Annotated in this window: 16 protein-coding genes, 18 tRNA genes and 3 rRNA genes; 1 reads left to right on the top strand and 36 read right to left on the bottom strand. The window is 36.7% G+C overall.

Translation table 11 applies throughout. From position 1 onward, the window contains the following. Positions 1–103: 103 nt before the first annotated feature. The 30 genes from DQN46_RS00970 to DQN46_RS00825 form a co-directional block, all read right to left on the bottom strand. Positions 104–174: transfer RNA gene (locus DQN46_RS00970), tRNA-Trp, on the bottom strand. Between the two features lie 3 nt (positions 175–177). Next, a tRNA-Tyr gene (locus tag DQN46_RS00965) sits at positions 178–261 on the bottom strand. 12 nt (positions 262–273) lie between these two features. After that, positions 274–346, bottom strand: a tRNA-Thr gene (locus tag DQN46_RS00960). Positions 347–350: 4 nt separating this feature from the next. Continuing rightward, positions 351–426, bottom strand: a tRNA-Phe gene (locus tag DQN46_RS00955). Between the two features lie 25 nt (positions 427–451). Beyond that, positions 452–527, bottom strand: a tRNA-Asp gene (locus DQN46_RS00950). Between the two features lie 12 nt (positions 528–539). Then, positions 540–613 (bottom strand) — tRNA-Met (locus DQN46_RS00945). Between the two features lie 10 nt (positions 614–623). Beyond that, positions 624–716: transfer RNA gene (locus tag DQN46_RS00940), tRNA-Ser, on the bottom strand. A 6-nt stretch (positions 717–722) separates the two neighbouring features. Next, positions 723–799, bottom strand: a tRNA-Ile gene (locus DQN46_RS00935). 29 nt (positions 800–828) lie between these two features. Continuing rightward, positions 829–905, bottom strand: a tRNA-Met gene (locus DQN46_RS00930). A 26-nt stretch (positions 906–931) separates the two neighbouring features. Beyond that, positions 932–1007, bottom strand: a tRNA-Ala gene (locus DQN46_RS00925). 18 nt (positions 1008–1025) lie between these two features. Further along, positions 1026–1102 (bottom strand) — tRNA-Pro (locus DQN46_RS00920). 11 nt (positions 1103–1113) lie between these two features. After that, a tRNA-Arg gene (locus tag DQN46_RS00915) sits at positions 1114–1190 on the bottom strand. Between the two features lie 8 nt (positions 1191–1198). Next, positions 1199–1285, bottom strand: a tRNA-Leu gene (locus DQN46_RS00910). A gap of 14 nt (positions 1286–1299) precedes the next feature. Continuing rightward, positions 1300–1374 (bottom strand) — tRNA-Gly (locus tag DQN46_RS00905). Between the two features lie 11 nt (positions 1375–1385). Then, positions 1386–1470, bottom strand: a tRNA-Leu gene (locus tag DQN46_RS00900). Between the two features lie 7 nt (positions 1471–1477). Then, positions 1478–1553, bottom strand: a tRNA-Lys gene (locus DQN46_RS00895). Between the two features lie 10 nt (positions 1554–1563). Continuing rightward, positions 1564–1639: transfer RNA gene (locus DQN46_RS00890), tRNA-Thr, on the bottom strand. A 5-nt stretch (positions 1640–1644) separates the two neighbouring features. Beyond that, positions 1645–1720, bottom strand: a tRNA-Val gene (locus DQN46_RS00885). A gap of 6 nt (positions 1721–1726) precedes the next feature. Continuing rightward, a 5S ribosomal RNA gene (gene rrf, locus DQN46_RS00880) occupies positions 1727–1841 on the bottom strand. A 66-nt stretch (positions 1842–1907) separates the two neighbouring features. Next, a 23S ribosomal RNA gene (locus tag DQN46_RS00875) occupies positions 1908–4790 on the bottom strand. A 209-nt stretch (positions 4791–4999) separates the two neighbouring features. Beyond that, a 16S ribosomal RNA gene (locus DQN46_RS00870) occupies positions 5000–6556 on the bottom strand. Together the 16S, 23S and 5S rRNA genes with 18 tRNA genes alongside form the textbook arrangement of a ribosomal RNA operon. Before the next feature lie 510 nt (positions 6557–7066). Beyond that, complete coding sequence (nadE, locus tag DQN46_RS00865) at positions 7067–7888, bottom strand: ammonia-dependent NAD(+) synthetase (protein WP_004634130.1); 822 nt, start codon at positions 7886–7888, stop codon at positions 7067–7069. Between the two features lie 11 nt (positions 7889–7899). Next, entirely contained in the window at positions 7900–9342 is a 1443-nt protein-coding gene (locus DQN46_RS00860; protein ID WP_004634128.1) for a nicotinate phosphoribosyltransferase, read from the bottom strand. A gap of 130 nt (positions 9343–9472) precedes the next feature. Next, positions 9473–10060: an FtsB family cell division protein gene (locus tag DQN46_RS00855; RefSeq protein ID WP_004634126.1), complete on the bottom strand. Its 588-nt coding sequence runs from the start codon at positions 10058–10060 to the stop codon at positions 9473–9475. 1 nt (position 10061) lies between these two features. Further along, entirely contained in the window at positions 10062–10322 is a 261-nt protein-coding gene (locus tag DQN46_RS00850; RefSeq protein ID WP_004634124.1) for an RNA-binding S4 domain-containing protein, read from the bottom strand. Positions 10323–10460: 138 nt separating this feature from the next. Further along, positions 10461–11690, bottom strand: a complete 1230-nt coding sequence (locus DQN46_RS00845; RefSeq protein WP_004634122.1) for an aminopeptidase — start codon at positions 11688–11690, stop codon at positions 10461–10463. A gap of 159 nt (positions 11691–11849) precedes the next feature. Beyond that, positions 11850–13643, bottom strand: coding sequence for an aminopeptidase P family N-terminal domain-containing protein (locus DQN46_RS00840; RefSeq protein ID WP_004634120.1), 1794 nt, complete (start codon positions 13641–13643; stop codon positions 11850–11852). 26 nt (positions 13644–13669) lie between these two features. After that, complete coding sequence (gene pip, locus DQN46_RS00835) at positions 13670–14635, bottom strand: prolyl aminopeptidase (RefSeq protein ID WP_004634119.1); 966 nt, start codon at positions 14633–14635, stop codon at positions 13670–13672. Positions 14636–14840: 205 nt separating this feature from the next. Next, the gene (gene pip, locus DQN46_RS00830) at positions 14841–15806 is read right to left on the bottom strand and encodes a prolyl aminopeptidase (protein ID WP_004634115.1); all 966 of its coding nucleotides are present in this window, start codon (positions 15804–15806) and stop codon (positions 14841–14843) included. 259 nt (positions 15807–16065) lie between these two features. Then, positions 16066–17454: a peptide MFS transporter gene (locus tag DQN46_RS00825; RefSeq protein WP_040461915.1), complete on the bottom strand. Its 1389-nt coding sequence runs from the start codon at positions 17452–17454 to the stop codon at positions 16066–16068. Between the two features lie 183 nt (positions 17455–17637). On the opposite strand from DQN46_RS00825, the gene DQN46_RS00820 reads away from it, so the two are divergent. Further along, positions 17638–18717: a M24 family metallopeptidase gene (locus DQN46_RS00820; RefSeq protein ID WP_004634111.1), complete on the top strand. Its 1080-nt coding sequence runs from the start codon at positions 17638–17640 to the stop codon at positions 18715–18717. Positions 18718–18806: 89 nt separating this feature from the next. Here DQN46_RS00820 and DQN46_RS00815 read toward each other — a convergent pair whose 3' ends face one another. From DQN46_RS00815 to DQN46_RS00790, 6 genes are all read right to left on the bottom strand, one after another. Next, positions 18807–19736: an alpha/beta hydrolase gene (locus DQN46_RS00815; protein WP_004634109.1), complete on the bottom strand. Its 930-nt coding sequence runs from the start codon at positions 19734–19736 to the stop codon at positions 18807–18809. 115 nt (positions 19737–19851) lie between these two features. Next, entirely contained in the window at positions 19852–20772 is a 921-nt protein-coding gene (locus DQN46_RS00810; protein WP_004634107.1) for an ABC transporter ATP-binding protein, read from the bottom strand. A gap of 2 nt (positions 20773–20774) precedes the next feature. Then, positions 20775–22376: an ABC transporter permease gene (locus DQN46_RS00805; RefSeq protein WP_004634106.1), complete on the bottom strand. Its 1602-nt coding sequence runs from the start codon at positions 22374–22376 to the stop codon at positions 20775–20777. Positions 22377–22441: 65 nt separating this feature from the next. Then, positions 22442–23482, bottom strand: coding sequence for an ABC transporter substrate-binding protein (locus tag DQN46_RS00800; RefSeq protein ID WP_004634104.1), 1041 nt, complete (start codon positions 23480–23482; stop codon positions 22442–22444). Positions 23483–23672: 190 nt separating this feature from the next. Then, a complete protein-coding gene (locus tag DQN46_RS00795) occupies positions 23673–24821 on the bottom strand; it encodes a BaiN/RdsA family NAD(P)/FAD-dependent oxidoreductase (protein WP_004634102.1) in 1149 nt (382 codons plus the stop codon). 18 nt (positions 24822–24839) lie between these two features. Further along, the gene (locus DQN46_RS00790; RefSeq protein WP_004634100.1) at positions 24840–25154 is read right to left on the bottom strand and encodes an ArsR/SmtB family transcription factor; all 315 of its coding nucleotides are present in this window, start codon (positions 25152–25154) and stop codon (positions 24840–24842) included. Positions 25155–25217 lie beyond the last annotated feature (63 nt).

Below are 25217 nucleotides of genomic sequence, written 5' to 3'. Positions count from 1 at the left end.
TTATTTATTCTCCTTGACTACAATTTGGACTATATATTTAATTTTAAAATATAATTTATTGAATAAAAAAAGATGTAATCCTAAAAGATTACATCACTCTAAACAGGGACGGCAGGAATCGAACCCACACCAAAGGTTTTGGAGACCTTTGTTCTACCGTTAAACTACGTCCCTAAATGGTGGGAAGAAGTGGATTCGAACCACTGAACCCTAAGGAGCGGATTTACAGTCCGCCGCGTTTAGCCTCTTCGCTATCTTCCCTATATAAAAAAATGCCGGCCAGAGGACTTGAACCCCCGACCTACTGATTACAAGTCAGTTGCTCTACCAACTGAGCTAGGCCGGCAACATGGTGCCTCGAGACAGAGTCGAACTGCCGACACATGGAGCTTCAATCCATTGCTCTACCAACTGAGCTATCGAGGCAAGTATTAATTTTTACATAAAAAAATGGCGGTCCCGACGGGAATCGAACCCGCGATCTCCTGCGTGACAGGCAGGCGTGATAACCGCTACACCACGGGACCTAATATAAAAAATTGCGGGAGATGGATTTGAACCATCGACCTTTGGGTTATGAGCCCAACGAGCTGCCAGACTGCTCCATCCCGCGATAATAAAAATGGAGGAGGAAAGGGGATTCGAACCCCTGCGAGCTTTTACACTCCTGTCGGTTTTCAAGACCGATCCCTTCAGCCGGACTTGGGTATTCCTCCTTGATATGGTGGACTCTGCAGGACTCGAACCTGCGACCGATCGGTTATGAGCCGATAGCTCTAACCAACTGAGCTAAGAGTCCGTGTTCCTTTAGAATTCACTAAACATTATTGGTGGCGGCAGAGGGGATCGAACCCCCGACCTTACGGGTATGAACCGTACGCTCTAGCCAGCTGAGCTACGCCGCCAATAAAGGCTTAAATTCAATTTAAAATGGTGGAGCCTAGCGGGATCGAACCGCTGACCTCCTGCGTGCAAAGCAGGCGCTCTCCCAGCTGAGCTAAGGCCCCATAATAAATTATTTTCAATGGTCGGGAAGACAGGATTCGAACCTGCGACCCCTTGGTCCCAAACCAAGTGCTCTACCAAGCTGAGCTACTTCCCGAGGTTTTTAAATGGCGCGCCCAAGAGGAGTCGAACCCCTAACCTTTTGATCCGTAGTCAAACGCTCTATCCAATTGAGCTATGGGCGCTAATATAATGGTGCCGAGGACCGGAATCGAACCGGTACGGTATTGCTACCGCAGGATTTTAAGTCCTGTGCGTCTGCCAGTTCCGCCACCCCGGCACTATATTAACTATTGGAGCGAAAGACGGGATTTGAACCCGCGACCCTCACCTTGGCAAGGTGATGTTCTACCCCTGAACTACTTTCGCGAATACTAGAATGGTGCGGGTGAAGGGAGTCGAACCCCCACGCCGTGAGGCGCTAGATCCTAAGTCTAGTGCGTCTGCCAATTCCGCCACACCCGCAAAAGAATGGTGAGCCATGAAGGACTCGAACCTTCGACCCTTTGATTAAAAGTCAAATGCTCTACCAACTGAGCTAATGGCTCTAAATTTAAATGGTGCCGGCCAGAGGACTTGAACCCCCGACCTACTGATTACAAGTCAGTTGCTCTACCAACTGAGCTAGGCCGGCATAAATGGTGGAGGTTAACGGGATCGAACCGCTGACCCCTTGCTTGTAAGGCAAGTGCTCTCCCAGCTGAGCTAAACCTCCGAAATTGCCTGGCAACGTTCTAGTCTTGCTGGGCGTAAACCCAACTACATTCGACGCTAAAGAGCTTAACTTCTGTGTTCGGTATGGGTACAGGTGTGTCCTCTTCGCTATCGCCACCAGACGAAAACTTCATACATATATTATATCATCTTTTCTTCTCTTGTCAACAAATTTTTCAGAACTTCACTTGATTAAGTCCTCGACCTATTAGTTTTAGTCAGCTACATGTGTTACCACACTTACACTCCTAACCTATTCTCCTTGTCGTCTTCAAGGGGTCTTAATATCCGTGGGAAATCTCATCTCGAGGGGGGCTTCATGCTTAGATGCTTTCAGCTCTTATCCCTTCCGTATTTAGCTACCCAGCTATGCCACTGGCGTGACAACTGGTACACCATTGATACGTCCATCCCGGTCCTCTCGTACTAAGGACAGCTCCTCTCAAATTTCCTACGCCCACGACGGATAGGGACCGAACTGTCTCACGACGTTCTGAACCCAGCTCGCGTACCGCTTTAATGGGCGAACAGCCCAACCCTTGGGACCGACTACAGCCCCAGGATGCGATGAGCCGACATCGAGGTGCCAAACCTCCCCGTCGATGTGGACTCTTGGGGGAGATAAGCCTGTTATCCCCAGGGTAGCTTTTATCCGTTGAGCGATGGCCCTTCCATGCGGAACCACCGGATCACTAAGTCCTGCTTTCGCACCTGCTCGACTTGTAAGTCTCACAGTCAAGCTCCCTTGTGCCTTTACACTCTGCAAATGATTTCCAACCATTCTGAGGGAACCTTTGAACGCCTCCGTTACTCTTTGGGAGGCGACCGCCCCAGTCAAACTGCCCACCTGACACTGTCTCCCGGTCTTTGCCGAGGGTTAGAATTTCAATACAGCAAGGGTAGTATCCCAACAGCGCCTCCTCATACACTGGCGTGCATGATTCTTAGGCTCCTACCTATCCTGTACATACTGCATCAAAATTCAATATCAAGCTACAGTAAAGCTCCATGGGGTCTTTCCGTCCTGTCGCGGGTAACCTGCATCTTCACAGGTACTATGATTTCACCGAGTCCATCGTTGAGACAGTGCCCAAATCGTTACGCCTTTCGTGCGGGTCGGAACTTACCCGACAAGGAATTTCGCTACCTTAGGACCGTTATAGTTACGGCCGCCGTTTACTGGGGCTTCAATTCATACCTTCGGATTTCTCCTAAGCACTCCTCTTAACCTTCCAGCACCGGGCAGGCGTCAGCCCCTATACTTCACCTTTCGGTTTTGCAGAGACCTGTGTTTTTGTTAAACAGTCGCTTGGGCCTATTCACTGCGGCCTACTCTCGTAGGCACCCCTTCTCCCGAAGTTACGGGGTCATTTTGCCGAGTTCCTTAACGATGGTTCTCTCGCTCACCTTAGAATTCTCTTCCCAACTACCTGTGTCGGTTTGCGGTACGGGCACCTCTTATCTCGATAGCGGCTTTTCTTGAGAGTTTGGCTTCATTGACTTCGCTACTTTAATTTCGCTCCCCATCACACTTCAGTCTTATGAGCAGCGGATTTGCCTACTACTCAACCTTTGTGCTTAGACGTCCTATTCCATCAGGACGATCAATTAGCCTCCTCTGTCCCCACTTCTCTCAATCGATATTTGGTGGTACAGGAATTTCTACCTGTTGTCCATCGGCTTCACCTATCGGCTTCACCTTAGGTCCCGACTTACCCAGAGCGGACGAGCCTTCCTCTGGAAACCTTAGTCTTTCGGTGGATAGGATTCTCACCTATCTTTCGCTACTCACACCGGCATTCTCACTTCTAACCTCTCCACCTCGCCTTCCAGCTCAGCTTCTATGATGTTAGAACGCTCTCCTACCATATAACATTAGTTATATCCGCAGCTTCGGTTGTATGTTTAGCCCCGGTACATTTTCGGCGCGATGTCACTCGACCAGTGAGCTATTACGCACTCTTTAAATGGTGGCTGCTTCTAAGCCAACATCCTGGTTGTCTGTGCATCATCACATCCTTTTCCACTTAACATACAATTTGGGACCTTAGCTGGCGGTCTGGGCTGTTTCCCTTTCGACTACGAACCTTATCACCCGCAGTCTGACTCCCGTTGATATTTATCTGGCATTCGGAGTTTGTCTGAATTCGGTAACCCGGGATGGGCCCCTAGTCCAAACAGTGCTCTACCTCCAGTAAACTCACAACGAGGCTAGCCCTAAAGCTATTTCGGAGAGAACCAGCTATTTCCAAGTTCGATTGGAATTTCTCCGCTACCCACAGCTCATCCAAACACTTTTCAACGTGTCCTGGTTCGGTCCTCCATTCAGTGTTACCTAAACTTCAACCTGGCCATGGGTAGATCACTTGGTTTCGGGTCTACTCCATCATACTATTTCGCCCTATTAAGACTCGCTTTCGCTTCGGCTCCATGTCTTCCACTTAACCTCGCATGATAAAGTAACTCGCCGGTTCATTCTACAAAAGGCACGCCATCACCCCCTAAAGGGCTCTGACTACTTGTAAGCACACGGTTTCAGGTTCTCTTTCACTCCCCTCCCGGGGTTCTTTTCACCTTTCCCTCACGGTACTGGTTCACTATCGGTCACTAGGTAGTATTTAGCCTTACCAGATGGTCCTGGTAGATTCCGACGGAATTCCTCGTGTTCCGCCGTACTCAGGTGCTCTCTCACGCCAACTTAGCATTTCGTATACAGGACTTTTACCTTCTATGGTCTATCTTTCCAAATTGTTCTACTATACTTCGTCATACGCTTTGTTGAGAGTCCTACAACCCCAATATGCATGCACATTGGTTTGGGCTCTTTCCCTTTCGCTCGCCGCTACTTAGGAAATCGATTTTTCTTTCTCTTCCTGCAGGTACTTAGATGTTTCAGTTCCCTGCGTTACCTCGCTTTCGCGTACCGCCCTTTTAAAAGCGGTGGGTTCCCCCATTCGGATATCTACGGATCTTTGCTTACTTACAGCTCCCCGTAGCGTTTCGTCGTTTGTCACGTCCTTCTTCGGCTCCTAGTGCCAAGGCATCCTCCGTGCGCCCTTTACTACTTAATCGTGTGTAGCTTTTACGCTTCGTTCTTCTTCCTTGAACTCTTGTGAATAAGTTTTTCAACTTACTTACTTTTTTCTCGGTTTTGTAAATCTGTTTCTTTACTTATAGAAAATTATCTTTGATCTAATATATATATTCAGTTTTCATTGTGCTTGAGTATTCCTTGAACACTCAAAACTAAACGAATTGCCAACGTATTCCTTATCCTTAGAAAGGAGGTGATCCAGCCGCACCTTCCGATACGGCTACCTTGTTACGACTTCACCCCAATCATCTGTCCCACCGTGACCGGCTCCCTCCTTAAAGGTTAGGCCACCGTCTTCGGGTGTTACAAACTCTCGTGGTGTGACGGGCGGTGTGTACAAGACCCGGGAACGTATTCACCGCGACATTCTGATTCGCGATTACTAGCGATTCCAGCTTCATGTAGTCGAGTTGCAGACTACAATCCGAACTGAGAATAGTTTTATGAGGTTGGCTGACTCTCGCGAGCTCGCTTCTCTTTGTTCCTATCCATTGTAGCACGTGTGTAGCCCAAGTCATAAGGGGCATGATGATTTGACGTCATCCCCACCTTCCTCCAGTTTATCACTGGCAGTCTATCTAGAGTCCCCATCTTACTGCTGGCAACTAGATATAAGGGTTGCGCTCGTTGCGGGACTTAACCCAACATCTCACGACACGAGCTGACGACAACCATGCACCACCTGTATCTGTGTCTAACCAAAGGTCAGAACAACACAATCTCTTGTGTCCTCACAGTATGTCAAGACTTGGTAAGGTTCTTCGCGTTGCTTCGAATTAAACCACATGCTCCACCGCTTGTGCGGGTCCCCGTCAATTCCTTTGAGTTTCAACCTTGCGGTCGTACTCCCCAGGCGGAGTGCTTAATGCGTTAGCTGCAGCACTGATCTCTTATGAGACCAACACTTAGCACTCATCGTTTACGGCGTGGACTACCAGGGTATCTAATCCTGTTTGCTCCCCACGCTTTCGCGCCTCAGTGTCAGTTACAGGCCAAAAAGCCGCCTTCGCCACTGGTGTTCCTCCTAATCTCTACGCATTTCACCGCTACACTAGGAATTCCACTTTTCTCTCCTGCACTCAAGTTTAACAGTTTCCAATGACCCTCCACGGTTGAGCCGTGGGCTTTCACATCAGACTTATTAAACCACCTGCGCGCGCTTTACGCCCAATAATTCCGGACAACGCTTGCCACCTACGTATTACCGCGGCTGCTGGCACGTAGTTAGCCGTGGCTTTCTGGTTAGGTACCGTCTCTTACATGTATAGTTACTACATATCCATTCTTCCCTAACAACAGAGCTTTACGAACCGAAATCCTTCTTCACTCACGCGGCGTTGCTCCGTCAGGCTTTCGCCCATTGCGGAAGATTCCCTACTGCTGCCTCCCGTAGGAGTCTGGGCCGTGTCTCAGTCCCAGTGTGGCCGATCACCCTCTCAGGTCGGCTATGCATCGTCGCCTTGGTGGGCCTTTACCCCACCAACTAGCTAATGCACCGCAAAGCCATCTCATAGTGTTAGCATAACCAACTTTTAAATATCTCTCATGCGAGAAATACTGTTATCCGGTATTAGCTATCGTTTCCAATAGTTGTCCCAGTCTATGAGGCAGGTTCTTTACGTGTTACTCACCCGTTCGCCGCTAAGTTTTTCTAGTGCAAGCACCAGAAAAACTTCGCTCGACTTGCATGTATTAGGCACGCCGCCAGCGTTCGTCCTGAGCCAGGATCAAACTCTCCAAATAATTGTTTAGCTTGATTAGCTCTTTAAAAAGTTTTATAGTTTCTTTTCAAAACTGTCCTTTTTGGAATTAACGTTGACTTAATTCGTTTAGTTTTCAATGTTCAAGTTTGTTGCGTTAGCAACTTTTATATCTTATCATTTTTATTTTTTTTTGTCAATAGTTTTTTCAAACTTTTTTTAACTTATTTTAAAATGACTTCGTCTTTCTTCAAGACTTTTCCTATTCTATCATCTACTTTCCCCTTTGTCAAGGTGGTTTTTCAACTTCTTAACCTTACCACTAAATATAATTTTAAGTTGTTCTGTTAAAGTAGAAGATGGTTATTATTTTATCATCTCTTTTCTTTTTTGTCAATAGCTTTTCTTATTTTATTAACATTCACCTTTTTAAATTTTGTAATTGTTCGTTTTCTTCGAAACCTTATATAGAAATATTTAGCTTAGCAGAAAACAAAATTGCTGAACAAGTATCTTTTATCCAGCAATTTTATAATATTATTATTTTTTTCTTCTATATATTGTAGAAATCAAATACTGTAACAGGCATATTTCGTTTGTGTTCTGATTTTAGATAATGACCTTCTATTATTTTCGCTATTTCTTCTGGGACTTTTTTCCCCTCTAAATAATCATCTAAATTATCATAGCTTACCCCTAGCGCTACCTCGTCTTCTAGAGCTGGTCTTTCTTCTTCTAAATCTGCAGTTGGTTTTTTAAGATATAGATGTTCTGGACATCCTAATTTTTTCAGCAATGCTTTTCCTTGACGCTTATTTAATCTATACAACGGCATAATATCTGCTCCACCATCGCCATATTTAGTATAAAAACCCGTTATAGCTTCTGCTGCATGATCTGTACCGACAACAATTCCACTATTCATGGTTGCTATAGAATATTGAACTTTCATTCTTTCTCTAGCTTTTTCATTGCCTTTGGCGAAGTCTGTTATTATCACACCTGCGTCTTTTAGAGATTCAACACTAGCATCTACAGCTTTTTTTATATTTACAGTATACACCTTATCAGGTCCAATAAATTTCAACGCATCATTACAGTCATCTTCATCAAATTGCGTTCCATAAGGCAAACGAACAGCTATAAACTTATAATCTTCACCTGTTTCTTCTCTAAGTTCTGTCATCGCCATCTGACAAAGTTTTCCACATAACGTAGAGTCTTGCCCTCCAGAAATACCTAATACTAAACTTTTCACAAAACTATTCTTTTTAATGTAGTCTTTTAAAAAGTTTATAGTTAAACGTATTTCTTCATCTACATTTATCTCCGGTTTACATCTTAATCTGGCGATAATTTCCTGTTGCAAACTCATAATTCCACCTACTAATTTTGTTTTTTAGTTACTTTTCGTAAAATATTATTTCTATTTTCCCAACATTTCGTACTTAAATCCACAGGATAAAATTCCGGATTTAATAGTCTCAAATATTCATTCCATAATGTTTTTTTATTTTCTTTGAAGTATTGTGCGCTTTCTTGAACACTAGGGATAGCATAGACTTGTCGACCATCTTTGAAAACATCAACATGCAAGTCTCTCGCTTCAAAATTCTCAACTTCTTTTTCTAAATATGTATGAGTAGGGTGGAATAGTTTTATACTTTTCTCCTTACTAACATCTTCAGATTCTAATGCGATATAATCCCCTGCTGCCATACCATTTTCTTTATTTATTATTCTATATACTCTTTTAATACCAGGAATAGTCAATTTACCAGGGTTTTCTGACACTTTTAATCTATCTACCATATTACCATTCTCGTCTTCCAAACAAGCTAATTTGTATACCGCACCTAGCGCAGGATTATCATAAGCTGTAATCAGCTTAGTCCCTATTCCCCAAGCATCTATTCTAGCACCTTCTTGTTTTAAATGAGTAATTGTAGCTTCATCTAAATCATTAGACGCTACCACTTTAGCATTAGGGTATCCTGCCGCATCAAGCATCTTTCTTGCTTCTTTTGACAAATAAGCTATATCTCCAGAATCTAAACGAATACCAAGGAAATTAATTTTATCTTTCAATTCATCAGCTACTTCTATTGCAGTTGGTATCCCTGAACGCAAAGTATCGTAAGTATCAACTAAGAAATAGCAATCTTTATGCGCTGCTGCATACTTTTTAAATGCCACTTTTTCATCTTCATAGGCTTGAACAAAAGAATGGGCATGAGTTCCGCTACATGGAATTCCAAATAATTTCGCAGCTTTCACATTACTTGTTGAATCAAATCCACCTATAATAGCTGCACGCGCTCCCCATACCGCAGCATCAAATTCATGCGCGCGACGTGTTCCAAACTCCATACAAGGTTCATTAGGACATAAATGTTTTATTCTTGCAGCTTTTGTCGCAATCAATATTTGATAATTAACTATATTTAAAATCGCTGTTTCTATTATTTGAGCCTGAATCAACGGTGCTTCAACACGAATCAATGGTTCATTGCCAAAAACAATCTCACCTTCTCGTACTGAACGAATACTACCGGTAAACTTCATCTGTTTTAAGTATTGCAAGTAAGAGTCTTCATACCCTAATCCGGCTAAATATTCAATGTCACCGTCAGTAAATTCAAATGAATTTAAATATTCAACTACTTTTTCAAGACCAGCAAAAACTGCATATCCGCCACCGAAAGGTATTTTTCTAAAGTAAACATCAAAATAAGCTTTTCTTTCATGCACTCCATCTTTAAAGTAGGCATACCCCATATTAATTTGGTATAAATCGGTATGCAATGCATCCCCTTCATATTTATTCATAATTTCCTCCGAATTTAATTTTATTAACTATATTTTAGCACTTTAACCTCTTTTTCTCAAATATTTGTTTCTATTATACAAGGTTACGTTATACTGTATTATTTTCAAATAAAAAAGAGGTTATAGAAACTTAACCTCTATTACCTCTTTGATTATTTGGATTTGGATTTGTCGTTTGTCTTGTTGTATTTTGCTCAGAAGTATTCTTTTCATCTTTATTATCAGTATCTTTATTTTTAGATTTATTATCTTTCCCAGAAGAAGTCTTTTTATCCTTATCTTCCTTTGACAATTCAGGAATTTTACTATCATCTATCCTTCCATGATTATCTTCAACCTTTTGAAGATTGCCATCCATAATAGATTTTATTGTTGTCTGTAAAAAACTTTCTTGTAAGGGTAGATTGAATATTATTTCTCCTTTATAGCTAAGTCCATATTCTTGTCTTACTAAATCAGAAATAAAATAGGGGTCTTTCAATTTATCTATTACTAATTCATTAACTTTATTCTCTTTGTCTAATTTCGCTATAGTATTATTTTGTTCTGTAAGCTGATTACTTATTTGCTTTTTCTCACGAATATACATATATGTTTGAATCAAAGTAACTGCCAAAACCATACTCATAACCGATAAAATAAGAAGTTTTCGACGCTTTCTGTACTTAGCCTTAGCTTTTAGAACATCTTTTCGAAATTGATTGTTTTGCGTAGCCATATTACTCTACTCTCACCTTTTCTGATAGCACCTTAAACATTTTAGTTGCATCTTCTTTTTTTGTACTATCTTTTAATTCTAATACTTCATAGACAACTTCTTTTTTTGCGAAATAAATAGTAATCTGATCGCCTACTTTTAACGGACTGGATGGCTTAGCCTTTTTTCCGTTAATAGCTATATGCCCTTCTGAAGAAATTTCATTGGCAATCGTCCTTCTTTTTATTATTCTCGATACTTTTAAAAATTTATCCAAACGCATTTAATCACCCCTACATATTAGTATTATTTATTATCACATATTTATTTGTTTTTCGCAAATATTTATAATTTCTATTTTTTGTAATCTAATTACAAAGAATAAAAGGCAAGAGTCTCTCGCTCCCACCTTCTTTTATGCTTATGCCCAGTTACCATCTTTAAAGATAGCCACTTCTTTTCCATCAGCTGTTATTCCTACAATATTTGTTGTAGCTTCTCCAATCATAAAGTCAACATGAATCAAACTATCATTAGCACCTACAGCAGAAAGTTCTTCGTCACTCATTTCAGGACCACCTTTCACGCAAGTAGGATAAGCTTTCCCTAAAGCGATATGGCAAGCTGCATTTTCATCAAATAAAGTTTCCAAGAATAAAATCCCTGTATTTGAAATTGGAGAATCAAATGGAACTAGTGCCATTTCTCCAATTTTTCTTGAACCTTCGTCTGTATCTAATAGATTTTTAAGAACATCATATCCACGTTCTGCTCCAAAGTCTACTACTTTCCCTTCTTCAAATTTCAACCAGAAGTTATCTATTAAAACACCACTGTAATTTAAAGGTTTAGCATTATAAACAATACCACTAGTTTGCTCTTTATGCGGCATAGTAAATACTTCTTCAGTTGGGATATTAGCTACAAAGCGGTCAGCTTTTTTTGCATAACTTCCTGCACTTTGCCAAATATGTCCTTTAGGAAGCCCTACATAAAGATCTGTTCCTAATTCATTTGTAATATGTAGTTTTACAAGTTCATTTTCATGTAAAAATTTAGCTTTCTCATCTAAAATACTAATATGTTCTTCCCAGTCTGCTACCGGATCTTCTCCTTTAGCACGACATGCACTTAAAATTTGATCCCAAAGTTTTAAATACGCTTCTTCATCAGTAAGTTCTGGGAATAAACGTTTTGCCCATCCAACAGTAGAAGCACTAACAACGCACCATGGACACTCATCACTCATAATTGCTTTCATATAATTACGCAATGCCTTTGAGCGACCTATCATTGATGCTTTCAGTTTCGAACTATCAGCTCCTGCTAATCCATCTGGATCATCTCCAATAACAGAAAGATATGCTGTTCCTTCTTCTAAACTCTCTTGATATCTATCAATATACCATTGACCTACACTACTTAAAGTGTCTTCACTTTGATATTTAAGATGTAATTTAGTAAGTTCTTGATCGCGCCACTCTATCTCTACCTTTTTCGCACCAAGATCATAACAAGCTTCCACTATTTTTGCCACAAAATCACGAGTTTCTGTACTAGCTCTTACTAAAACAGGTTGATCTTTTTGAACATTAAGACCTACTTTTGCAATAAGTTTCGCATAATTTTTTAATTGTGTATTTAAATCCATAGACAATCTCCTTTATTTATAAATTTCATTAAGATTGAAACACTTTCTACTTGTTAAACTAAATAAATTTTAGTTACGATTCTATTATAACACTTTTTTCAATATATTAGTAGGAGATTCCAAGAAATCTTGAAACCTCCTTTATAAATTACTATTCGACTAGACTGCGCGAGTAGCTTCTTTTAACCATTCTAACTCTTCACCTTCAAAGTATGGAGAAAGAACTTCAAATACTTTTGCATGGTATTTATTCAATTCATATTTATCTTCGCTTGTAAGCATATCTACAACAACAGCTTCTAAATCCCAAGGAACAAATGTCATAACTTCGAATTCCATAAATTGACCGTATTCATTTTTCACAGAATTTCTAATGATAAGTTCATTTTCTAAACGAATACCATGAGATCCTGAAATGTACAATCCTGGTTCATTAGTCATAGTCATACCATGTTTAAATGGTTCTGCAGAACGATAGATTCCCCAGTGAATACCCTGTGGTCCTTCGTGAATATTTCCTAAGTACCCAACACCATGTCCTGTCCCATGGTTAAAGTTTTCGTATCCATACCATAATGGTGCACGAGCAAATAGGTCTACGTTAGCTCCGCAAACACCTTCCATAAATTTAAGTCTTGATAGACGCAAGTGACATTGTAACACTTTTGTATAATCTTCTTTAAGACGATCGCTTACTTCGCCCATAGCCGTAGTACGTGTAATATCAGTTGATCCTTCTTCGTAGTGACCACCTGTATCTGTTAAGAAGAATGTTCCAGGACGCAGTGGAATAGATGTTTCTTCAGTAGAAGAGTAATGGACAATAGCTCCATTTTCTGCATGACCACAAATTGGTGCAAAGCTTGGGCAAATAAATCCTCCTTGTTCTTTTCTGAATTCTACAAGTTTATCAGAAGCTGATAATTCATCTTCTTGTTCACTAATACCTTGTTTTACTAATTGTTTCAACCAATAAATAAATTTAGTATGTGCAACACCATCTTTAACGTGCGCTCTAATTGTATGTTGTAATTCTACTTCATTTTTGATAGCTTTCATTAAGATCGTAGGATTACGCTTTTCAACTAATGTTACTTCTTTAGGAATATTATTAAATGCAGCATAGTTTAAACGAGCTGGGTCAACTAGAACTACATCTTTTTCTGTAAATTTCTTAACATCTGCATATACATCATTATAAGGTTTAATAACTACATTATCCTCTTTTAAGTGTCCTTTAATTTCATCAGATAGTTTTCTTTCATCTACATATAAGTCTACTCTATCTTCGTATACTATCGCATAACTTAATAATAATGGGAAGAAGTCTACATCCATACCTCGAATATTTAATAACCAACCTATATCATCTAAAGTTGTAATTACATGGACATTAGCTCCTGCTTCTTTCATTTCTTTACGAACTCGCTCTAATTTACTGGCAACAGTTTCCCCAGCGCGTTCTAAGTTTAAATAAAATGCTGGGGCTTCTGACAACGGTGGTCTATCTGTCCAAATTTCATCTACTAAATCAACTTCATATTTTACAGTTGCATTTTTATGTTTTAATTTTGTTGCAATTTCTTTTCCTTCACCAAACATAACAACACGTCCATCGAAACCTGCAACACCATTTTCAGGTGTATTTTCTACAACAAAATCTACAATTTTAGGAACACCTGGTTCCCCCATTTTTTGAAGTTCAACTACAGTACCTGCCAATTGTTTTTCACCTTGTAAGAAGTAACGACCATCAGTCCATAATCCCGCAAAGTCTTTTGTTACAACAAGCGTACCTGCTGAACCTGTAAACCCACTCATAAATGCACGTGCCTTAAAGTGTTCACCTACGTACTCACTATTGTGGAAATCGGCTGTCGGTACCATATAAACATCTATACCGTTTTTGTCCATCAACGCTCTTAATTGAGCTATTCTTTCGTTTACTACCATCTTTCTTACCCCTTTTTATTTTATTTTTATTTTAAAATCTCTTTAAATCTATCTGTGGCACGAACCAAAGCATCTACAATAGCTGGTTCTGCTGACGAATGTCCAGATATAACAAAATCCAAATCACAATTATTTAGCTTTTTACTTAATTCATAAGCATTAATCGGTCTACAATCAACATCATATCTACCATGCACTATATAGGTAGGAATATCTTTTATAGCACTAACATTATTCAACAACCAATTATCATCTCCACCCCAGAACATATCATTCATCCAGAAATGGCACTCGATAGTCGCTACTGACAGAGCAAAGTTAATTTCTCCCGCACTTTCTTCTACATTAGGAACTGGGTGCAACGTCATTACACTTCCTTCCCAAATACTCCATTCTCGTGCTGCTTCTTCTCGAGTTTTTCTGTCTTCACTAGTTAATCTCTTATAATAAGAGCCTATAATGTCGTGTCTTTCTTCCTCAGGAACAATAGATACATATCTATCAAATGCTTCAGGGAAAAATTCACTAACTCCACCTTTTTCATATAACCATGTTATATCTTCACGGCGTCCTAAGAAGATTCCTCTTAACACCAATCCTAAAACGCGTTCAGGATGTTTTATCGCATAACATAGAGCCAATGTTGTACCCCAACTCCCTCCAAAAACAAGCCACTTTTCTATCGATAGCTCTTCTCGAATTTTCTCTATATCCTCTATGATATGCCAGGTATCATTATTCTTTAGACATGCACGCGGAGTTGATTGACCACTTCCTCTTTGATCTAATTGAATAATTCTATACGCCTTAGGGTCAAAGTAGCGTCTCCCTGTTGGAGTAGTTCCTCCTCCAGGCCCACCATGTAAAAATACTACAGGGATACCCTGTGGATTCCCACTCTCTTCATAGTATATGGTGTGAACATCATCTACCTTTAGCATTTTCGAAAAATTTTCATTTATTTCTGGGTATAACGTCCGTAACTCTCCCATATTAGAACCTCCTACCTTTTATTATATTTACACTTACTATTTTAACACAAAATAAAGCGTTTTTCATTAATAAAATAACGTTATTTTCTGTAAAAATATATTTTTATTAAATATATTTATTTTTTACATAATTAAAGACTATAGTACTTTTTCACTATAGTCTTTAATTTAATCTTTACTCTATTTTTTTTAATAAATTATTTTATTATTTTTCTATGATACCTTTGAATTTATCTGTTGCACGTACTAAGGCATCAACAATTTCAGGTTCTCCTGAAGAGTGTCCACATACCAAGTACTCAAGTTCACAATTATTTAATTTTTTGCTAAGCTCCCATGCTCCAATAGCACGACAGTCAACATCATAACGACCATGAGCGATAAATGTTGGAATATCTTTTATAGGTTCAATATTGTTTAAAATCCAATTATCATCATTCCAGAACATATTATTCATCCAAAAATGACATTCAATAGTAGCCATAGAGATAGCATAATTTATTTCCCCGAAGCTTTGCTCTAAGTTTGGATCTGGATGAAGTGTTACTAGAGAACCTTCCCACATACTCCATTCTTTTGCTGCTTGTTCACGTTCTTCTTTGTTCTCACTTGTTAGACGTTTGTAATAAGCTTCAATAAGATTTCCGCGCTCTTCTTCTGGAATTATACCTTGATATCTTTCAAATGCTTCAGGGTGAATATTACTTGCTCCCCCTTCTTCATAAATCCACAGTATATCTTCACGACGCCCTAGGAAAATACCACGTAAAACAAGCCCTAAAACACGCTCTGGATGTTTTATAGCATAGCATAATGATAGTGTAGAACCCCAGCTACCACCAAATACTAACCACTTGTCAATATTTAGTTCTTCACGGATTTTTTCGATATCCTCTATAATATGCCATGTATCATTATTTTCTAGACAAGCATGTGGTGTAGATTTTCCACTTCCACGTTGATCAAACAAAATAATTCTATACGCTTCTGGATCAAAATAACGTCTGCACGATGGTGCTGTCCCACATCCTGGTCCACCATGTAAGAAAATTACAGGTATTCCATCAGGGTTCCCACTTTCTTCATAATAAATTGTATGAGTATCATCAACTTTCATCATCTTAGTAAAGTTAGCTGAAAGCTCAGGATACAGTGTTCTTAATTCTGCCATAGTCTATTCTCCTCATTTTTATTTTATTCCTACATTATTATTTTACCATAAAAAATAATTTTTTTCATCAATAAATACTAAAAAAATAATCAATACTATAACAGAATAAACAAATATAATAAAGAAATTAAAATATAAATCAAAAGCATATAAGCTCCTTAACTAATACAGAAGAGTATTATAAAATGAAAATGCATTTCTTATATAAAAAATAAAAAAAGAAGAAAGAGCTAACTCTCTCTCTTCTTTTTATATAATTTTAATCTTCTACTAAAGTTTCACCTTCACGTAGTTCTACTAAACTAGCTAGTTTTTTCTCAAAAATGAATACTAATAATGCTACTACTACGCAGACACCACCAATTCCTAAAGCTACGTTTACTATTGGAAGCTCAGCTACTAATTTATACAAGTAGCTATATCCTTTAGCTGCACCAAATGTTGCTACAATCCAAACCGCCATCATTATAGATAGAATTTGTTTTGGCGCATATTTAGAAACGAATGATGCTCCTAATGGAGAGAAGAACATTTCTGCTAAACTCATTACGATGAAGAATAGAATTACCCAAAGAATACTAGCTTTTTGGCTTTCAGGCGCACCTACTCCACGAGTAAATTCTGTTAATGCTAAGATTCCAAAAGTTACACCTAGTAAGAATAAAGCGATTGAAGCTTTTTTGTATAAACTCCAGTCTCCTTGTGGACGTCTAGCAAGTTTATACCATAAAGCACCTAAAATTGGTCCTAAAATAACACATGCTAATCCGTTAAGTGAGTCTAACCATGAAGTTGGCACTGTAAATGTTCCAATTTTATCATCGATAAACTTAGGCATGTAATCGTATAGAATTACATATGTTAAATACCAGAAAATCCAGAAGATAACTGATAATAATGAAATAATTACGATTGAGTACACACGACGAACTTCATATTTTTCTAATGGACGATTTACTTTTACTTTTTCCTCATGGTGGTCTTCACCTTTAGCGAATGGATGTTTACCAACATCTCCTAAAGATTTATAACCTAAAACGAACCAAATTGCACCGATGATACAAAGTAATCCAGCAATTTTGAAGCATTGTAGGTATCCGTTAGCACTTGATGTTGCAAGTTTAACATATAAAAGCCCTACTGCAGTAGTTCCAATGAATGAACCTATATTAATGAATGAATACATAGTTGAGAATGCATCGTCTTTACGTTTTTCATCACCTTTAAAAATTTCTCCAACTACTGCTTGAAGATTACCTTTGAAAAATCCTGTTCCAACAGAAACTAAGATAATCATTGTCCATAAAGAAGAATAAGTACCAACGTAACCTGCATAACCATATCCTAATCCCATTAAAAGTAACCCTACAGGAATAAGATATCTAGCACCTATCAACTTATCCGCAATAAACCCTAATAATACAGGGGCAAGATAAGTAAAGGCTACTAAGTTAGATTGCATTGCTGCACCTTCTACTTTACCTAGTCCAAGACCACTTTCTCCTAAGCCACCACTAATTACAGCAGCTGTAACATAGATAATGATAAGCCATTTAGAAGAATAATACGCCGCTCTCTCGAATGAGAAAGTGATAGAACTCATATAAAAACTCCACGGTTTGTGATTTTTAACCGCCACTTCTGACATAATAAATCCCTTCTTTCTTTGTGAGTGTCTCACATTTTTTCTCTATTATATCATAATATATTTTGTCATACAACTACTTTCAGAAAAAACTCTATAAATATTTTGATATCAGTATTGTATTTGCTTTCATTGAGTGCTATAATTAAATTAAAGTTCAGAATATTTTAAAGGAGTTGTATAAATATGAAACTTTCAAGAACTAATAAAATCTTATCTAAAATGAAAGAACAAGGTATCAATCAAGCTATTATTAGCGATCCTTATTCAATTTTCTACTTAACTGGTCACCTGGAACATCCAGGAGAAAGATTTTACGCTGTATTACTTGACGAAAATGGTAATCACAAACTTTTCGTTAATGCTCTATTCCCTATCGAAAATGATTTAGGTTTAGAAAAAGTAGTGTACTCTGATACTGATAATCCAATCGAAACACTATCTAAAGTTATTTCTGATGGAGCAGTTGTAGGTATTGATAAAATTCTTCCAGCTAGATTTTTATTACCACTTATGCAATATTTACCAAACAGCAAATTCGTTGATGTATCTCTAATCGTTGACCGCATTCGTATGATTAAAGATGAAGAGGAAAAAGAACTTATGCGTCGTGCATCTCTTCTAAACGATGAAGCTTGTCAAAGAGTTATTAACAGCATCACAGCTGAAAAATCTGAAAAAGATATAGTTAAAGACTTACTTGCTATTCACGAAGACCTTGGAGTTGAAGGATTGTCATTTGATCCAATTATCGGATATGGCGCAAACGGAGCTAACCCTCACGGTACAGTTGGTGATAGATATCTAAAACCTGGAGACTCTATTATCGTTGATATGGGTGGAATCAAAGATAACTACTGTTCTGATATGACTCGTACAGTATTCTGGAAACAACCAAGCCCTAAAGCGCGCGAAGTATTCGAAACTGTTTTAGAAGCTCAAAAACGTGCTTGTGCTCTAGTTAAACCTGGGGTTAGATTCTGCGATATAGATGCAGCTTGCCGTGACTATATTACAGAAAAAGGATACGGAGAATTCTTCACACACCGTACAGGACACCACATCGGTCTTGAATGTCACGAATACGGAGATATTTCTAGTATCAACGAAACTAAATGCGAGCCAGGTATGATTTTCTCTATCGAGCCAGGTATCTACCTTCCTGGAGAACTTGGAGTTCGTATCGAAGACTTAGTACTTGTAACTGAAGATGGTTGCGAAATATTAAACAAACTTAACAAAGAATTAGTAGTTATCGGAGAATAATTACTTAAGAAAAAAGAGTATCGCAAGATACTCTTTTATTTTATATTAAGAAGCTGTACAATCGTATTGCTTCTTAATTTTTTTATAATTTAGTTATTAAAATTTTTATTTAAAAACTCTCCAACAATATTCCAATATTGTTCTCTAAATTTTCGCTCTGCTTGAACATGCTTCATACCTGGAAAACTATGGAATTCTTTTTTAGAGTTAATTAATTCATAAGCCGCTTTCCCATGTTCAATTGGTACGAAACCATCAGCTTCACCATGTAACACTAAGGCAGGAAGTTTAGTATTTTTTAACGCCTCGGTTGCATCAACATCCCCAAAGAAATATCCTGCACGTAATTTTGTCATTGTATTTGCTGCTGGAATAACAGGGAAACTAGGTAAATTAAATAATTTTTTCAGTTGATATGTAAATTCTGTTTTTAAATTAACATAACCACTATCTTCTATAAATACTTTTACATTACTTGGTAGATTTTTGCCTAGTGAATTCATAACAGTAGCTGCTCCCATACTTATACCAAATAACGCTATATCAGCATTACCACTGTCTTCCGAAATTTTTTTAATCCAATTGACTAAATCAGTTGAATCATACCCTCCCATAGAAATAAACTCACCTTCACTTTTCCCGTGGGCAATTAAATCTGGAGCAAAAACATTATATCCCATGTCGTAAAACTTTTTAATATAATTTGCCATTTTAAATGAGCTACTTGTATACCCATGCACTACTATAACCCATTTTTTAGCACCTGGATTTTCAAATTTATATCCTACCAGTTTATTTTTAGTTACAGAATCCATCGTCAATTCTTTTTTAGTAGTCTCAAACCAATTTTCTACTGCTTTTTTATCTTCTTTGTTACCATCGCTATCTTGGTTTACTATTGCACTTTTATCTACTTTTGGATTCAAAGCAAAATTATAAAAATAATTCCCTGTAAAACCAAAGGCAACAACTAAAATCACAAGAATACCTAATAATATTTTTTTGAAATGCTTTTTCACTGTTCCATATCCTTTCTTTCATTAAAACATAACCCTTATTATACTACCTCCATCAAGAAAAGTAAACAAAAAATAACACCAATAGAGATATTGGACATCCCTATTGACGTTATCCTTATTTTATAATTACTTCAACTTTATCACCAATTTCAAAAGCTTCTTCTGATGATAATGTCAAAACTTTTAAATATCCATATTTCTTAGTTTGCACTTTGTATTCTACCGTAGCCCCTAAATAAAATTTTTCTAAAATTGTATTTCCCTGATTGTTATCTTTTTTCAATTTAATCCTCTCAGGTCTTAAAACATGTCCATCTTTCGATAAATTACTTTCACCTATAAATTTTGACACAAATTCCGTTTTAGGATTGCTATATAATTCTTGTGGTGTTCCTATTTGCTCTATTTCACCATTATTCATAACAATTATCTTATCAGCGAGTCTAAAAGCATCTTCTTGATCATGAGTAACAATAATCATAGTAACACCAAACTCTTTTTGTATTCTTCTTACCTCATCTCTCATAGCTCCTCTAAGATGTACATCTAGATTAGAGAATGGCTCATCTAAAAGTAAAACCTTAGGTTGTAACACTAGACTACGTGCAATAGCAACCCTTTGCTGCTCTCCCCCTGATAATTCAGAAATATATTTATTTTGGTAGCCTGCAAGTCCTACTTTTTCTAAAACCGAAGTAGCTTGTACTAAGATTTCCTTTTTTGATAATTTCAAAAATTTCAAACCATAGCTAACATTTTCTATTACATTTTTATGAGTAAATAGTCCATATGATTGAAATACCGTCGCTATAGGTCTTCGTTCAGGTGTAACATTAGTTATATCTGTATTATCTATAAATATTTTCCCTGAAAAATCTTCTATAAAACCTCCAATTATATTTAACAAAGTTGTTTTCCCACAGCCAGAAGGCCCTAAAACACAGACAAGTTGTCCTTCAGTTATCTCAAAATTTATATTTTTTAAAACTTCTTTTTCATTATAATTTTTAAAAATATTTTCTAGTTGCAAATACATAACTACCTCTTCCTATTTAGTATTAAGTAATATAAAACATTAACTGCCAAACAAATCATGATAATATAAAAAGCAATTACTGAACCTATATCATACTTACCACTTTCTATAACATCAAACATTACTAGTGTTGCTACTTTTTGACTTGGATATACTAAAAATATAATAGATCCTATCGTTGTCATCGTTGCATTAAAACCGTTGATAAAGCTGACAAATAGACCTTGCTTCGTTAACGGTAGTACAACATCTTTTAATTCATCAAGTCTTTTCCCTCCTAAATCACGAGCCGCTTTTAGCTGAGCTAAAGGCACTTGACTAACTGAACTATATCCAATTCTACTAGCAAATGGCATTTGTTTGAAAATTAAATTCAGTATAACTATCAAAGCTGTGCCTGTAATTTTCAGCGGATACGAATTAAATGCTAGAACATACCCTAATCCATAAAATGTTCCCGGTAATATGTATGGCAATGTAGCGATAAAATCAATTATCTTTAATGATTTTATTTTTTGAATTTGAATATAATATTGTAAAATATGTCCTACTATAGAAGCTACACCACCTGCGATTAATGCATAGATTATACTTCTAAGAAAGACTCCAGAAATATACTCATTAGTATCAATAAAATTCTGTAGAGTAAATACTAGTTTCCCATATTCCATAGTAGTAAACGCAGATAAGACTATAGCTCCATATAAAGATACTAAAATAAAAATAGTAATAATGCTAGCTAATGCTGACAGTCGATATATTAGACCTTTTTTCTCTATATTTAAACCTGAATAAGCAACACCTCTATTTTCAACGACAACATTTTTTAGACTTTTTGAAAATAGTAAAAAAACTAAAAGTGATGGTAATAAAATAATAAAGTTCAATATTACCGCCTTACTTACATCACCTTCTGCAATAAATGCTAAATAACCTTCTGTTGAAAGGACATTATACTTACCACCAACAATAGCTGGTGTTGTAAAATCAGCTACACTTCTTATAAACGTAAGGAGTACAACCACCTTAATAGCTGGTTTCATTAACGGAATCAAAACATCCAATATAACCCTATTTGTATTAGCACCTAACGACCTTGCAGAGTTAATGACGCTATAATTAATTCCATTTACAAAACCAATTAAAAGCAAGGCATTTATAGCTATATGAGTAACACTTTGCATACTAACAATACCTAAAAAACCATACGGATCATAATTTAGTCCTAATAAGTTATAAGTGATTAATCCACGTCTACCAAATAAATTTATATAAGATAAAGATGTGACGAACGGTGGTGAAATCGTCGCTATCATAAATACTAAAACCATAAGTTTTTTAACGGCGTTCTTACTTATAAAATAAAATATCGCTATAAAGACAGATAATATCGCCGTTACAATAGTCGTTCCGCTAGCAACTTTAAGAGAGTTAGTTAATAGTTTTAAGTAATAACTTTTATTTTGAAGAAATACACTAACTAAATCGCCCTTCATCCCATAAATAAAAATCATTACAAATGGGTATAATATAAAAAGTATAAACGAAATAACTAGCACCATTATTATGCTTATATCAAATTTATTTATTGTTTTTACTCTCATAATACCTCCTTGTAAAATAAAGTGATAGCAAATAAGAAAAATAAATTTGCTATCACCTTTTAATTTTATTTATCTCCTACTAATTCTTTCCATTTTTTAAGAATAGCACTACGTTCGTTACCAAATGAAGCTAGGTCTTCTTTAAGAAGTCTATCTTTTGGTAATCCTAAATCTGCTCCTTTAGAACCATCGATTACCATTTGAGCACCATCTTTACCATCAAGTTCTGCAATTAATTGTTGGTTTTCTGGTTTCAAGATAAAGTCTTCGAATGCTTTTGCTATATCTGTTGCTGAAGAGTTTTTGAAGATTGCAACTCCTTCAGGAATCCAAGGAATACCGTCTTCAGGATAAACAACTGTTAAATTATGTTTTTTAGCTGCATCAAATGCAGATTTATCAACAGGGATAATTCCTATTCCGAATTCTCCAGCAGCTGTTTTTTCTTGTGGGTCTTTACCACGTTTACTGTAGAAATCTACGTTTTTGTTAAACTCTGTCCAGTATTCCCAACCTTTTTCATTACCTTTTTGACCTAAAATTCCAGCAACGGCACCGAAATTAGTTCCAGAAATAGCTGGGTTACTCATAATAATCAACCCTTTATATTTTGGATTAGTTAAATCAGACCATTTTTTAGGAACTTCTAATCCTTTTTCTTTTAAGACTTTTTCATTAACTAAAAATCCAACTACAGTAATCCCTTTTGATAACCAATAATTTTCTTTATCTTTAAAACCTTCTTTGATTTTATCAGAACCTTTAGCTTCGTATTGTTCTAAAAGTCCATCTTTTTTAGCAGCCATAAAAGCATCAATACCTCCACCAAACCAAAGGTCTGCTATAGGTTTTCCTTCTGCTTTTGTGCGTGAAATTACTTCTCCACTTGACATAGATAAAAATTCGACTTTACTATTTGTTTCTGCTGCGAATTTATCAAATAGCTTTTTGTATTTTTCGGAAGTAGCGACAACATTCATCGTTCTACCACCAAAGTCTAATTTTTTCTCCTCTTGTTTAGTTTCAGTCGATTGTTTTTGACCACAACCTAATAAAATTAGAGAAACTGCTAAAACAGTAGCTAATAATTTAAAGATTTTTTTCATAAATATCTCTCATCCTTTCATTATTTTGAGTATATCTAGATTATACTAACTATTTCAGCTTCTTTCAACCATACCTAAAAGGTAGGTGTTAGATTAAATTAGCATTTTTTATATATACTTTCTATTTAAAAAGAATAATCTACCTAATCTTATTTATATTTTTTGTATAATTATAAGTTGAAAAATTTATTTAAACTTCCAAACCAAATTTTTCTTTAATAGCATCTGCAACTATCATACCTGTAAACCATGCAATCATCAGATTATATCCCCCGATTTCCCCGTGTAAATCTAAAATTTCTCCAGCAAAATATAAGTTATCTATTTTTTTATGAGAACATGTTTTCGGACTAACCCCTTTTAAGTCAACCCCACCAGCTGTTGTAAAAGCATATTCCAACGGCATTGTCTTAATATTTACAAGCTCATAACGTTTAATCTTCGAAACAAACTTCCTAAGTTCTTTTTTACTAACATTTTCTGGGAAATACTTATCAATCATAAAATTATAAAAACTTTTCGGTAATTTTCCACTTAAAAACTTATTATCTTGCCAAAGTTTCTCAAACAACGCTTCTTCATTTAATTCCGGATAAAAATCTAAGTAAAACTTATCTTCTGGAAATCTAGCTACAAATTCACCCATCGCAATAGATAATGGCCCACTTAGACCTTTATGTGTGAAAAGCAAATCTCCTACGCGTTCATTCTTTTTATGGAACATTTTTACATTTTGAAGTGCAACTCCTGACAATTCTTTAAAATCATCAAAAATCAACGCTACTTCACTCGGATATATTTTTGTGATTTTTACACCATGTTTTTTTAATATTCTATGGAGAGAACCGTCACTTCCACTCTGCGGATAAGTTTTTCCTCCTGCACAGATAACTACACTTTTCCCATAATATGTATCTATATTAGTACGAACTCCTACTAGTTTTTCATCTTCAAAGATTAAATCTTCTACTTTTTCGTTATAGTTTATTTTAGCATGATCTATTTTAAAAGTATTCACCACATCGCGCGCTTTTTCACTAGCTGGGTACAATCTTCTATTTTCTTGTTTTAGCTTTAAATTATGTTTATCAAAAAATTTCTTCACATTATATTTATGATATGCACTACGCAAAAATCGTCCGTTATGAACAGCCGCGACGAAATCTTCAGCATTATCACTACTCATCACATTGCAGCGACCATTTCCAGTTAAAAGTAGCTTCACCCCTGCACGTTTATTTTGTTCTAAAACTAAAACACGCAACCCACTATCATTTAACCTATCAGCAACCATAAGCCCTGCACTTCCAAGACCTATTATAATAACATCATACTTCATTTAGATACTTCCTTTCTTCTAACAATCCTCATTTATATGACTTACCGCCGCTTCTATTATCGATGTTACATGACTATCATATATGCTATAGTATCTCATTCTTTTTTCTTGGCGATCTTTTACCAACTTCATATTTCTAAGCTCTGCTAATTGGTGAGATATTGCCGACTGCGTACCTCCAATAATCTCCTCAAGCTCACTAACATTTCTTTCTTTTTCCATTAATAATAACAAAATCTTAAATCTTGTTTTATTGCGCAATAAATGAAACAACGCTAAAACTTTATCTAATTTTTCTTCCGGTATATTTTCTACTCTCTTTAAAGTATTCATCTAATCCCTCCATCTTAACATACTTTATTATAACCATATTCGCTATTTAAAGCAAGATTATTA

It is taken from the genome of Gemella morbillorum, assembly GCF_900476045.1.
In the GTDB taxonomy this organism is placed as follows: domain Bacteria; phylum Bacillota; class Bacilli; order Staphylococcales; family Gemellaceae; genus Gemella; species Gemella morbillorum.
Note: the sequence above shows the minus strand (reverse complement) of the source record. Positions and strands in the feature narration are given on the sequence as shown.